The sequence below is a fragment of the Caecibacteroides pullorum genome (assembly GCF_019239235.1).
Taxonomy (GTDB): domain Bacteria; phylum Bacteroidota; class Bacteroidia; order Bacteroidales; family Bacteroidaceae; genus Bacteroides; species Bacteroides pullorum.
Window position 1 is genome coordinate 40,552 of sequence record NZ_JAAZTS010000022.1, and the last position, 13,460, is coordinate 54,011.

The following is a 13,460-nucleotide window of genomic DNA, read 5'->3' on the forward strand; positions in this document are numbered from 1 at the left end:
CGCAAGAAGCGTCTTGCAGGGGATTCGTGTGATCGCGACAGGATTCAAACCTGTAACCGGCTGATCCGTAGTCAGCTACTCTATTCAGTTGAGCTACGCGGCCTTATTTTTTTTACGGGTGCAAAGATACGGACATTTTCTGTTTCTGCAAACTTTTCACCGTTTTTTTTCGCAAAAAATCATTCGATAAATCGATAGTTAAACAATTGCCAACCCAAAGTCAATCCAACATTCCACTCGCCCTTAGGTGAACTATAGTGATTTACATACGCAGAGACAGCCCCGAACGACAATTTGCAGACTAAAGAAATTTCTCCCATATATTGGAATTCAGAAAAGGCTTTTCCATAATAAGCGTGATTATTTTCGTTCCTTTTTATCGGGAAAATAGGTGCAAACCCATAGAACTCGGTGCGAAGATGGAACATGTCATTGAATACGAAAATAGGCTTTATACCCGCAGCTATAAACTGATTGGCCCGAAAAGCCTCGTTATACATAATCTGACTGTGAGGAGTCGGTGCAAATTCTCCGGCCTGCATCATGGTGGCAGTGTAGTTTTCTGAGAAATTTCTCGATGAATACAATAATTCCGTCATCCAGCCTAACGTAAACAGAGGACTCAGCCGATGATAGGCGTCCTTCATATACGAGATTTGCAACCAGGCCTGATGCTTTTTTTCGACAGCCTTCGAGCTTCCGTCTTCAGAAGGTGTACCGGGGTTGAACCATTCGTGCCCGGTAAACACCTGGGCTATAAGACTTTCATGATACCCTCGTGTGGCATACTGACGGGAATCGGTCGTGCTGCCATAAAAGCCAATACTTCCCCCCAACAGTTTGTGGGTACTTTTGTCTGCACGGTCTTTGGTGAAGTCAATAGTGGTAGATTGATAATAATTGTCTGTCAATACGCCGTATCCAAATCCGAACTCCGCACGTTTGTTGGCCAAAAAGGGTAACGCGCACATGAGTTTCACAAACCGTTCATCCTTCGAATTGAAAGAAGGGCGGTCGTTTTTGGAGAAAAGCTTGTCTTTCTTGTAATAATCAAATGTGCTGATAGATCCCAGCAAACGAAGAGAGATCGGAATACGGGTAGGCAAATCCAGCCTTCCCATTAGTTGAACGTTATTGTAAATTTTCCCAAGCTGCCCATCAAGCATGATTTCTTTGGAATAATAGTTCAAGTTTTGATATCCAATGCCCAGATAAATCTGATTGGAACTGGTGGTAGACACGCTCCCACCTATGCGGACAAAGAAATCTTTCTCCATCTTGACTTGAAGATGGAGTTCGTATAAATCGGACTCAGGATCATAAACTGCGTGAGGGATAATCTCCGAAATCATATTGTCTGCCAACAGTCGAAAATATCCCCTTTTTAAATCTTCATAAGTGAAGATCTGATGGTTGTCGCTATGAAATTCCTTTCTGATATACGACTGCTGGTGTTCGTTGGCTCCTTCAATATAGATATCACGAAAACGCAGTTGAGGCAAAGTGTTACGATAGGTCATGCGCCTCAGTCGGACATTTTCAGCACTTTCACGACGGGATATTCGCATTTTGATGGAGTCCATCAGGCTGATGGTCCTGTTGTATCCAATATCGTGAAGTTCCTGTAGACGGTCAAAATCCAGCAGATTGACGTCGTTATATTTGAAAGTCATTACAATACCCAACGAATCGGGAATGGAATAATCCGTTTTCTGCATAATCATGTTCTCAAGCTGGCTCATGAGATTGCCTTCCTGAGGTTTTCCCGGATTGGCGGCAACTACGCTGCCGATAATGACATCGGGATGGAAATCCTTCATCATTACATCCGTAGGGAAGTTATTATAAATGCCACCATCATAAGCCAATACGCTGTCTATCTCAATGGGTTTGAATACGAAAGGAAAACTCATTGAGGCTCGCACTGCATCTCCTAAATCACCTTGACGCATGACCAAAGGGCGCTTGTTGTATACATCGGAAGCTACACAGCGGAAAGGAACAAACATTTTATCGAAATTCCCCCGACAAGCAGCCGTAGCCTGTGCAAACAGCTCCACAAATACAAGATTCATCTGAATAGGGCTTACAATATTGGTCGGAAGGATTTGAGGACGAATATGAATGGAATCGCCAAAAGAAAAACGGATATTGGCAAACTCTGGTGTCGGTCTGCTCTGCTTGAAATAATATCCATATTGCGACTCAACCTGCCCGGAATACCATCTTTTGAAATCTGGTGAACGAAGCAGGGCTTCCATATCGTCGGGTGAATAGCCCATGGCATAGAGCGATCCAATGATGGCACCCATAGATGTCCCTGCAATATAATCAATGGGGATATTGTTCTCTTCCAATGCACGGATGATACCGATGTGGGTCATACCCTTGGCACCGCCACCGCTCAATACAAGTCCTACCTTCTGCGCGTTCAAAGCGGAAAGCAGACAACAGCAACACAAGAGGAAGGTATATAGTTTTTTCATATTCTGTAAATAATCATGCTTCAATTCAACAGAAAGAGTATTACGCAGATTGTCAAAAGAGTACAGATCCCCATCACCAGATAGGCAAAAGTGACTTCTTGTTTCAAGTCCTGTTCTTGTTTGTCGGCAATCTGTTCCTGAGCCTGTTTCATATCATCGGCTGTCACTCCTTCCGACAAATGCAATTTCTTTCCGCAATACATTCGGTCGAGACGATCTTTACGACGTTCTCTTCCCAATTTCCGCAATTCACGGTTTTCCTTATCCCGTTGAATCATGTCATTGATACAGCCTAACGTTCCCATAATACCGAATGATTTTTTTCAAATATACGAATTTGTTTTGAACTGTATTCAATTTAGCGAAGAAAAAAAGATTTTTTCGATGAAAAGGGCAAAAAAAGAGGATGTACCATGAAGATACATCCTCTTTTGGAGAGTATAGAAAGTGTTGAAGGGGCTTTATTTAATCAGCTCGATGCTTCGTTTTACGAAGTTATTGAGTGCTTCGCCTTTCAGCATACCGTTTTGCAACAGAGCCAGATCGATGAGCTGGCGGACAACCGGATTCTGGGCGGCATAACCGGCCAGGACGGCTTCCTTCTTCGTCTTCAGTTCGTTCCATTTCTTGTCCAGTTCGCTGAGCTCGTCCTTCTCGGCTGTGGGGATTTCCTCGTCCTTCTTGCCTTCGTGGCTCTTCTTCAGCGCATTGCGACGGTTGTTGGTATCGTCCATAGAGAGCTGAATGGGCACGATGTCGGCTGCGCAGGCCTGTTCTTCACCAGCCAAGACCTCCTTAACCAACGGATGGTCGGCATTGAGTACGAGGTTGAACATATCGGGCATGTCGCCATAGAAACTCATACCGGCCTGAATATTGGCCATTTCCTTCATACGGCGCATGTATTCACTCTGCGTAATCATGACCGGAGCGGCACCTTCGCCCATAGCCTGTGCCACAACGTAGAACTCAGTCTTGTCCATCTTGGGCAGCTGGCTCTTGAACATAGCTGAAAGAGCTTCCTGTTTGGCTGCTTCGAGCACCTCGTTCTTCTTGTCTTCCTTCACGATGAGGTTGTCGATGATATCGCTGTCCACACGGGTGAAGCGAACTTTGTCGAACTTCTGCTCGAGCATGCTTACAACAGCAATGTCCAGCTGGCCGTCCATCAGCAACACATTGTAGCCCTTATTTTTAGCAGCCTCGATGTAGCTATACTGCTCGTCCTTGTTGTTGGCATACAGATAGATCAGGGTATTGTCCTTATCGGTCTGGTTGTCCTTGATGAGCGTCTTGTACTCGTCGAAGGTATATTGCTTGCCGTCGGTGTCGGTGAAGAGGGCAAAATCCTTAGCACGGTCGTAGAAATCTTCTTGCGTCAGCATACCGTAGTTGATGAAGATCTTCAGGTCGTTCCACTTTTCTTCGAACTGTTTGCGGTCGTTCTTGAAGATGGACTGCAGACGGTCGGACACCTTCTTGGTGATGTACGTCGAAATCTTCTTGACGTTGGAATCGCTTTGCAGGTACGAACGCGATACGTTCAACGGGATGTCGGGTGAATCAAGCACGCCGTGGAGCAACGTCAGGAAGTCGGGCACGATGCCTTCTACAGAATCCGTAACGTATACCTGGTTGCAGTAAAGCTGTATCTTGTTCTTGTTCAGCTCGATGTTGCTCTTCACTTTGGGGAAGTAGAGCACGCCAGTGAGGTGGAACGGATAGTCTACGTTCAGGTGAATCCAGAACAGAGGCTCGTCGGACATGGGATAGAGGTCACGATAGAAGGCTTTGTAGTCTTCGTCCTTCAGTTCGCTGGGCTTGCGTGTCCAAAGCGGAGTCGTTTCGTTGATGACGTTGTCTTCAGCGGTTTCTACCTGTTTGCCGTCTTTCCATTCCTTCTTCTTGCCGAAAGCTACGGGCACGGGCAGGAAGCTGCAGTACTTCTTCAGCAGCGTAGAGATGCGGGCTTCTTCGAGGAACTCCTTGCAATCATCGTCGATGTAGAGGACAATATCGGTACCGCGGTCGGCCTTGTCGCAATCCTCGATAGTAAACTCAGGACTGCCGTCGCAGGTCCACTTCACGGCCTGTGCGCCTTCCTTGCACGACTTGGTGATGATTTCCACCTTCTTGGCCACCATGAAGGCCGAGTAGAAGCCCAGACCGAAGTGGCCGATGATGGCGTTCGCGTCGTTCTTGTACTTCTCGAGGAAGTCGTTGGCGCCAGAGAAAGCTATCTGATTGATGTATTTGTCGATTTCTTCGGCGGTCAGACCAATACCGCGGTCGGACACGGTAATGGTGTCCTTACCCAGGCTGACACGGACCGTCAGGTCGCCCAACTCGCCTTTGTACTCACCAATGGAGGCAAGAGTTTTCAGTTTCTGCGTAGCATCAACGGCGTTGGACACCAGTTCGCGCAGGAATATTTCGTGGTCACTGTACAAAAACTTTTTAATGACGGGGAAGATGTTTTCGGTCGTTACCCCAATGTTACCTTTTTGCATAATTCAAACAGTATATTATAGGTTTTACTTATTTTTTCTCTGACGGTAGGGATACAAAAAAAATGCCAGTCCGTCGGGGACTGACATTTTGTCTGTATGATGGCCGGTTTACGGTCAAAGTTTCTGCATCGTCAACTCGTCCTTGCCGTCTTCGTGGGTCACGCTGACGGTATCACCTAGCTGTACGTCGCCCGAGACAATCAGTTCGGACAGGCCGTCTTCCAGGTAGTTCTGGATGGCACGCTTCAGCGGACGGGCACCGAACTGTACGTCGTAGCCCTTCGTAGCAAGGAATTTCTTGGCCGCATCGTCCACCTGAAGATGGTAGCCAATGCCTTCAAGACGCTCATACAGCCCCTTCAACTCGATGTCAACGATGCGCGTGATGGCGTCAAGCGACAACTGGTCAAAGGTAATGATTTCATCCAGACGGTTCAGGAACTCGGGCGAGAAAGTCTTGTTCAATGCCTTTTGGATGACGCCACGTGAGTACTCTTTGTCGTCCGTACGGTTCTGAGCGGCAAAGCCTACACCACGGCCAAACTCCTTGAGTTGGCGCGTACCGATGTTGGAGGTCATGATGATGACCGTATTCTTGAAGTCGATGGTGCGACCCACATTGTCGGTCAAACGACCTTCGTCGAGTACCTGCAAGAGGATGTTGAAGACGTCGGGATGAGCCTTTTCGATCTCGTCCAGCAGGACAATGGAGTAGGGTTTGCGGCGCACCTTCTCGGTGAGCTGTCCGCCTTCCTCATAGCCCACGTAGCCGGGAGCGGCACCTATCATACGCGACACGGTATATTTCTCCATGTATTCACTCATATCGATACGTATCAGCGCATCGTCCGAACCGAACATATAGCGCGCTAACTGCTTGGCCAGATGCGTTTTACCCACACCTGTCGGCCCCAGGAACATGAATGTGCCGATAGGACGGTTGGGGTCTTTCAGGCCCACACGGCTGCGTACAATAGCCTTCACCAACTTCTCGATGGCTACGTCCTGGGCAATGACCTTTTGCTGGAGCTCTTCCTTCATGCCGGCCAGCTTCAGTCCTTCGGCCTGTGCCATACGCTGTACGGGTACACCCGACATCATGGACACCACAGAGGCTATTTCTTCCTCGTCCACCGTCTGACGCTGCTCCTTGAGCTGTGCCTCCCAGTCGGCTTTCATCTGCTCCAGTTGCGTCGTGAGCTCTTTCTCGCGGTCGCGGTAGCCGGCAGCCAATTCAAAATTCTGCGCCTTCACAGCCTCGGTCTTTTGCAGGCGGGCGTTCTCTATCAGGCGTTCCTGCTCTTCGATTTCCTTGGGGGCACTGATGTTGGTCAGGTGTACACGCGAACCGGCTTCGTCGAGGGCATCGATGGCCTTGTCAGGGAAGTTGCGGTCGTTGATATAACGGGCTGACAACTTGACACACGCCTCGAGGGCGGCATCCGTGTAGCGCACGTTGTGGTGGTCTTCGTATTTCTCCTTGATGTTCTTCAATATCTGCAACGTCTCTTCAGCAGTAGTGGGCTCCACAATAACCTTTTGGAAACGACGCTCCAGCGCACCGTCTTTTTCGATGCTCTTGCGATACTCGTCCAGTGTAGTGGCGCCGATGCACTGTATCTCGCCACGCGCCAGGGCGGGCTTCAGCATGTTGGCGGCATCCATGGTGCCTGCGGCGGCTCCTGCACCGACGATGGTATGTATCTCGTCGATGAAAAGGATGACATTGGGGTTCTTCTGCAACTCGTTGATAATGGATCGGATGCGCTCTTCGAACTGGCCGCGGTACTTGGTGCCTGCCACGACGGACGACATGTCGAGCATGATGACGCGCTTGTCGAAGAGTATGCGCGACACCTTGCGCTGCGTGATGCGCAGGGCCAATCCTTCGACGATAGCCGACTTGCCCACGCCGGGTTCGCCTATCAGCACAGGATTGTTTTTCTTGCGACGGCTCAGAATTTGTGCCAGACGCTCAATCTCGCGTTCACGGCCTACAACAGGATCCAGCTTGCCCTCGGCAGCGGCACGGGTGATGTCAGTGCCGAAGTTATCGAGTACAGGCGTGTCGTTGGCAGGGCGGCGCGTAGCCGTCTGTGCCGAGGCAGACGAACTGCCCATATTGCCACGCCCGCTTTCCTGTCCGGAGCGCGAAGGGCCGACTTCCTCTTCTTCGTCATCGTCTTCGGTAAAGCCCATGCCAGCATTCGGATTGGCCGATTTCATCGTAAGAACGTCGTACACATCCTGATAGGTAATGCCATTGTCTACCAGCACTGTAGATGCCACACTGTTGCCATCTTTCAGGATAGCCAGCAGCAAATGCTCCGTGTCGGCCAGTTCGCTCTTCAGCAAGCGGGCTTCGAGCATGCATATTTTAAGGATTCGGGTAGCAGTAAGTGAGAGGGGTACTTCTGCCTCAGGCAGGAAATCACCTTCCGACTCTATGCTCTCCTCCAGGTTTCTTTTGATTCGATTTACGTCCGCATCAAGTTTCATGAGCACTTCCATAGCTTTTCCGCCGCCATCGCGCAAAATGCCAAGCAGCAGATGTTCAGGGGCTATAAGGCTGCAACCCAGCCGATTGGCCTCTTCCTTGCTATAGGTCAGTACGTCCGAAACTCTTTGTGAAAATTGACTGTTCATTGATTTACTCCTTTTGTTTGGGTTATAATCCGGGGCAAAGATACGCATTTTTAGCGGCTTTGCCACGATGTTTCAAGTAATAATCAGCAAATCCTGTGCCAAAAAGAGCAAAGCTGTCTTTTCTTCATTTGCCCATATAACAAAGTGTCACTCATTTTTGCAAAATATATACTTTTCGAAATAGAAAAAGGCAGCATGCTGACTCGTCCGTTTTTCTATCGACGCGAAATAGAAAGAAAAAAGCCTGTAAAATGCTGCTTGGCAAGCAAAAAAGAGCATGTCGCGAGGCATTACATTGCTTTTCATGCGAAAAAACACCGTATTTTCCATCCATAAACATCTACTTTAGCCCGCTAAAGTCTTACTTTGGCTTCGAAAAGTAGGGGATAGAGGGGTAGAAAGCCTTGTTTTTGCCCTATTATTTTTCTCGTTGGAATGTAAAGATTTCGCTATCACACTGAGAGCGAGACAATAAGCTGCTTTGCGCTTTAAAATTTGCCATCAACCTTTACCTTGGGGCGAAAGAAGCGATTCTCAGCGCATTAAGAAAGCAAAATGTCAGATTGTCAAAGTGAAAAGGCAAGTAGTTCAAAAAGGTTAAGTCAAAGTAAAACGTTTAAATAAGTTAAATAAGCAAGCCGGAAACAGAAAAACAATTGAGGAAGATTGTTTATTCATAAAAAAGTACTATATTTACAATGACACACTTTTAAAACTAATTCAATAAAAGGCTTATGAAAAGAATTACTTTACTCGGAATCATTTCATTATTGTTTATCTTTGCATGATGAAGATAATCATCCAACTAACAACACTGAAAATGAAAATGTTCAAATAGAAAAGTTTATGAAAGAAATAGAGGAAATGCGCCTCTATATAGGAACACTTTCTATATCAGAATTGCAAGTCTTGCACCAAGAATGTCTTAACTATTTAAATGCGAGCGAATCGAAAAAAGAAGAGATGTATGCTGACATACAACAAATTTTACATTTAAATTCTAATTTGTCAATAGAAATAAAAACGGAGAGTGTACGAAATAAAGCTTATCAGGAATTGAATAAATTCTTATTCCCCAATATTGAAGAAATAACAACAAAGGGAAGTGAAGATTGTGCATCTGTAAGAGATAGAAAATTGAACTCGCTTGCTAACAAATACGCAATTGAATTTACCGGACCATGCTTGGCTGGTCCACTTACAGGAGGTATTGGAACAGCTATTTCCATAGCAGTAATTACAGCTGTTACAGAAATTGAAAGAAGAGAAATTTGGGCTGAATATGATGATTGTGTAAAAAACTCATAAATAAATTATGGAACGAAAAGCATCTATTATTCATTACAACTGGAAAATTCTTTTAATCTATTTGACGTTTTTTTTGGTTGTAGTTGTGCGTCTGTGTACAATGGACGCTTCGGAAAGTATCATACCTGGCATAGAAAAATTATCTACAGAGGCATTGTGGATTATTGTAGCCATACTGCTGTTGGCTTTTTCAGCATATATTGGCCGAAGAGTCTATAAGGTTTGGTTGGAAGGGCGGAAGTTGGAGGCAGTGATTATCTTGGTTGTGAACTTCGCCTTGATGGCGGTGATATTACTCTGGTGAGCACACCTCTAATTATATAAGGCCTGCCGAAGTTCTGCCTTAGGCGGGCTTTCTTGTGCTATTCCTTAGACCGTGCCTAGCCGTCCCCGGACACATCGCTCCTTGAAACTTTCTTTCCGAAATGTTTTCGTATGTCGTAAAAAAGCAGTACTTTAGCGTGGTTTTTCACGAACCATGCAATGTATAATTAATAATCTTTTTAAATGCTTGAACAAGACAGAATTATAAAGATTAACATCGAGGAGGAAATGAAGTCATCGTACATTGACTACTCCATGTCGGTCATTGTTTCGCGTGCCCTTCCGGATGTTAGAGATGGTTTTAAGCCTGTTCACCGAAGAATTCTTTTCGGTATGATGGGGCTGGGAAATACGTCGGACAAACCTTATAAGAAATCGGCCAGAGTAGTAGGTGAAGTGTTGGGTAAGTACCACCCGCACGGCGACTCGTCCGTCTATGGCGCATTGGTACGTATGGCACAACCGTGGGCCATGCGCTACATGCTGGTAGACGGCCAGGGCAACTACGGCTCGGTAGACGGCGACAATGCAGCGGCCATGCGTTACACGGAGTGCCGCCTGCAGAAGATCGGTGAAGACATGATGCAGGACCTCGACAAGGAAACCGTCGACATGCAGAACAACTTCGACGACTCCCTCCAGGAGCCCACCGTGATGCCTACACGCATCCCGAACCTGCTGGTAAACGGTGCTTCAGGTATTGCCGTCGGTATGGCCACCAATATGCCTACACATAACCTCTCGGAGGTGATCGACGCTTGTGTAGCCTACATTGACAACAACGATATCGAAATAGAGGAGTTGATGAACTACGTCAAGGCTCCTGACTTCCCCACAGGAGGTTACATCTATGGTATGAGCGGTGTACGCGAAGCCTATCTGACGGGACGTGGTCGCGTAGTGATGCGTGCCAAGGCCGAGATTGAAACTGGGCAGACGCATGACAAGATTGTCGTTACCGAAATACCTTATGGCGTAAACAAGGCTGAGCTCATCAAGAGCATCGCCGACCTGGCCAACGAGAAGAAAATCGAAGGCATCACAAACGCCAACGACGAATCCGACCGCGAAGGTATGCGCATCGTCATCGACGTGAAGCGCGATGCCAACGCCAGCGTAGTGCTGAACAAGCTCTACAAGATGACTATGCTCCAGACATCGTTTGGCGTGAACAACGTGGCACTGGTACACGGACGTCCGCGTCTGCTGAACCTGAAAGAGCTCATCAAATACTTCGTAGAGCATCGTCACGACGTCGTTATCCGCCGCACGCAGTTCGACCTACGCAAGGCTAAGGAACGTGCCCACATTCTGGAAGGTTTGATCATCGCTTCGGACAATATCGACGAAGTAATCCGCATCATCCGTGCCGCCAAGACGCCAGCTGATGCTATTACGGGCCTGATGGAGCGTTTCCAACTGACTGAGATACAGAGCCGTGCCATCGTCGAGATGCGTCTGCGCCAACTCACAGGCCTGATGCAAGACCAACTGCACGCCGAATACGAGGAAATCAAGAAACAGATTGCTTACCTGGAGGAAATCCTGGTGAACGACGAGCTTTGCCGTAAGGTCATCAAGGACGAACTCATCGAGGTGAAAGAAAAATACGGCGACGAGCGCCGCTCCGAAATCGTGTATTCTTCCGAGGAATTCAACCCCGAAGACTTCTACGCCGACGACGAGATGATTATCACCATCTCGCACATGGGCTACATCAAGCGTACGCCGCTGAGCGAATTCCGTGCACAGAACCGTGGTGGGGTAGGCTCCAAAGGTTCTGAAACCCGCGATGAGGACTTCGTAGAGCACATCTATCCGGCCACGATGCACAACACCATGATGTTCTTTACCCAAAAAGGTAAATGCTACTGGCTGAAAGTGTACGAAATACCCGAAGGTTCGAAGAACTCGAAGGGACGAGCCATCCAGAATCTGTTGAACATCGACTCCGACGATGCTGTCAATGCCTACCTGCGCGTGAAGAACCTGAACGATCAGGAATTCATCAACAGCCACTACGTGCTGTTCTGCACCAAGAACGGTGTCATTAAGAAGACCTTGCTCGAACAGTATTCTCGTCCACGCCAAAACGGTGTGAACGCCATCACCATCCGCGAAGACGACCGCGTCATCGAAGTTCGCATGACCAATGGTGACAATGAAATCATCATCGCCAACCGCAACGGACGCGCCATCCGCTTCCACGAAAGTGCCGTACGTGTCATGGGCCGTACCGCAACAGGTGTACGCGGCATGACCCTCGACGAAGACGGACAGGACGAAGTTGTCGGCATGATCTGCATCAAAGACCCTGAGGCAGAAACCATTATGGTCGTTTCTGAGCAGGGATACGGCAAACGTTCGGACATCGAGGACTACCGCAAGACCAACCGTGGTGGCAAGGGTGTGAAGACCATCAGTATCACCGAGAAGACAGGTAAGCTTGTGGCAATCAAGTCTGTAACGGATGAGAACGATCTGATGATCATCAACAAGTCTGGTATCACCATTCGTCTGAAAGTAGCCGACGTACGTATCATGGGCCGTGCTACGCAGGGAGTACGTCTTATCAATCTGGAGAAACGAAATGACGAGATTGGCTCCGTTTGTAAGGTAACTTCAGAAACAGAGGAAGATGAACCACAGGACGAGAACCTGCCAGAGAATGAAAACAACGTTGAAAACGCTGAAAATGAAACTAATAATGAATAAGAATAGACAACATAGTTCTAATTTAAACTTTTCTACAATCATGAAAAAAGTATTATTTACAGCTGCTTTGCTGCTTGTTGCAGGCTTTACCTTTGCCCAAGAGAAGTCAGTAAAAGAAGCTAAAAAGATGGCAAGTGCAGTACAACCTGATTTTGCCAAAGCAGAAGAACTGATCAATCAAGCTTTAACCAATCCTGAAACAAAGGATCAGGCTGAAACTTGGAATGTAGCTGGTTTCATCCAGAAGAGAAGAAGCGAAAAGGAAATGGAAAATGCTTACCTGAGAAAGCCGTATGACACACTTCAGGTGTACAACAGCGCATTGAACATGTGCCAGTACTATTTCAAGTGTGATGAATTGGCACAGATTCCCAATGAAAAGGGTAAGATCAAGAACAAGTACAGAAAAGCCAATTCAAGTGCTATCTTGGCAGAACGTGGTAATCTGATTAACGGTGGTATTCAGTACTACAACATGTATCTGGGAAATGAAAACAAAGAAGACGGAAAGAAAGCATTAAGTTTCTTCGGTACATATGTAGATATCGCCGGCAATCCTATGTTTGCTGAAAACGAGGCAGTTAAGGCTGACACTTTGCTGCCGCAAATCGCATATTACGCAGCTATGGTAGCCACTCGTTTGGAAGACTATCCCAGCGTATTGAAATATGCTCCGTACGCAAAAGAAGATAAAGAAGTTGGTAAGTATGCCATGGAATTTATCTCTTCAGCATTGAAAGCTCAAGGTGAAACAGACAAATGGGTAGCTTCACTGCAAGAAGGTGTGCAAAAATATCCTGACCATCAGTTCTTCTTTGGTAATCTGATTGATTACTACAGCAACAATAACAAATATGATGAAGCTATGAAGTTTGCTGATGATATGCTGGCTAAGGATCCGAATAACACATTCTATCTGTATGTAAAGGGTTATCTGTATCACAATCAGTATAATACTTTAAAAGAACAGAAGAAAGATGCTGAAGCTGCTGCAGCTTTGGAGAAAGCCATTGAATTCTATCAGAAGACCACAGAAATTGATCCTAATTATGCAGAAGCATATTCTAACTTAGGTTTGGTTTACTGTCTGCAAGCTCAAGACTTTTCTGAGAAGTCTACAACTGACGTAAACGATCCGAAGTATAGAGAAGATCAAGAAGCATTAAAAGTCTTCTATGAAAAAGCAAAACCTTGCTACGAGAAAGCAAGACAATTACAACCCGAAAGAAAAGAACTGTGGCTGAACGGTCTTTACAGAGTTTATTACAATCTGCAAATGGGTGCTGAATTTGAAGAAATCGAGAAGCTTGGTAATTTCTAAAATTTGCTTTGATTTGTAACAGCAATTAATTTATATAATAGAATGAAGGTGTGTCAAAAAGCACACCTTCTTTGTTTAGCACAAAGCCCCGACTTTCACAAGCTGGGGCTTTGTTATTACCTAAAGATTTTGTATCTTTAAGCCTAAAGA

General features: G+C 46.6%; 8 protein-coding genes and 1 tRNA gene. 4 read left to right on the forward strand and 5 right to left on the reverse strand.

Going from position 1 to position 13,460, the window contains the following annotated elements; genetic code table 11:
- Window positions 1–29: 29 nt before the first annotated feature.
- From HF894_RS12325 to HF894_RS12345, 5 genes are all read right to left on the reverse strand, one after another.
- Window positions 30–103, reverse strand: a tRNA-Arg gene (locus tag HF894_RS12325).
- A gap of 76 nt (window positions 104–179) precedes the next feature.
- On the reverse strand, window positions 180–2,486 hold the full coding sequence (locus HF894_RS12330) for a patatin-like phospholipase family protein (RefSeq protein ID WP_075318855.1): 2,307 nt from the start codon (window positions 2,484–2,486) through the stop codon (window positions 180–182).
- Window positions 2,487–2,506: 20 nt separating this feature from the next.
- Window positions 2,507–2,791: a hypothetical protein gene (locus HF894_RS12335; protein ID WP_204972786.1), complete on the reverse strand. Its 285-nt coding sequence runs from the start codon at window positions 2,789–2,791 to the stop codon at window positions 2,507–2,509.
- 156 nt (window positions 2,792–2,947) lie between these two features.
- Window positions 2,948–4,996, reverse strand: a complete 2,049-nt coding sequence (htpG, locus tag HF894_RS12340; protein WP_075316919.1) for a molecular chaperone HtpG — start codon at window positions 4,994–4,996, stop codon at window positions 2,948–2,950.
- 114 nt (window positions 4,997–5,110) lie between these two features.
- Entirely contained in the window at window positions 5,111–7,642 is a 2,532-nt protein-coding gene (locus tag HF894_RS12345) for an ATP-dependent Clp protease ATP-binding subunit (RefSeq protein WP_204972788.1), read from the reverse strand.
- Between the two features lie 846 nt (window positions 7,643–8,488).
- Here HF894_RS12345 and HF894_RS12350 point away from each other — a divergent pair.
- The 4 genes from HF894_RS12350 to HF894_RS12365 all read left to right on the forward strand — a co-directional run bounded on the left by HF894_RS12350 (window position 8,489) and on the right by HF894_RS12365 (window position 13,310).
- Complete coding sequence (locus HF894_RS12350) at window positions 8,489–8,950, forward strand: hypothetical protein (protein ID WP_204972790.1); 462 nt, start codon at window positions 8,489–8,491, stop codon at window positions 8,948–8,950.
- Between the two features lie 7 nt (window positions 8,951–8,957).
- Window positions 8,958–9,254, forward strand: a complete 297-nt coding sequence (locus HF894_RS12355; protein WP_075316924.1) for a hypothetical protein — start codon at window positions 8,958–8,960, stop codon at window positions 9,252–9,254.
- 203 nt (window positions 9,255–9,457) lie between these two features.
- Window positions 9,458–11,989, forward strand: a complete 2,532-nt coding sequence (gene gyrA / locus HF894_RS12360; RefSeq protein WP_204972792.1) for a DNA gyrase subunit A — start codon at window positions 9,458–9,460, stop codon at window positions 11,987–11,989.
- Between the two features lie 40 nt (window positions 11,990–12,029).
- Window positions 12,030–13,310: a tetratricopeptide repeat protein gene (locus HF894_RS12365; RefSeq protein WP_204972794.1), complete on the forward strand. Its 1,281-nt coding sequence runs from the start codon at window positions 12,030–12,032 to the stop codon at window positions 13,308–13,310.
- The last annotated feature ends 150 nt before the right edge of the window (window positions 13,311–13,460 follow it).

Bases quoted from the DNA above. Each gene is read 5' to 3' on its own strand.
- HF894_RS12350 (WP_204972790.1), top strand. From the start codon at position 8,489: ATGAAAGAAATAGAGGAAATGCGCCTCTATATAGGAACACTTTCTATA.
- HF894_RS12345 (WP_204972788.1), bottom strand. From the start codon at position 7,642: ATGAACAGTCAATTTTCACAAAGAGTTTCGGACGTACTGACCTATAGC.
- gyrA (WP_204972792.1), top strand. From the start codon at position 9,458: ATGCTTGAACAAGACAGAATTATAAAGATTAACATCGAGGAGGAAATG.
- HF894_RS12365 (WP_204972794.1), top strand. From the start codon at position 12,030: ATGAAAAAAGTATTATTTACAGCTGCTTTGCTGCTTGTTGCAGGCTTT.
- HF894_RS12330 (WP_075318855.1), bottom strand. From the start codon at position 2,486: ATGAAAAAACTATATACCTTCCTCTTGTGTTGCTGTTGTCTGCTTTCC.
- HF894_RS12355 (WP_075316924.1), top strand. From the start codon at position 8,958: ATGGAACGAAAAGCATCTATTATTCATTACAACTGGAAAATTCTTTTA.
- HF894_RS12335 (WP_204972786.1), bottom strand. From the start codon at position 2,791: ATGGGAACGTTAGGCTGTATCAATGACATGATTCAACGGGATAAGGAA.
- htpG (WP_075316919.1), bottom strand. From the start codon at position 4,996: ATGCAAAAAGGTAACATTGGGGTAACGACCGAAAACATCTTCCCCGTC.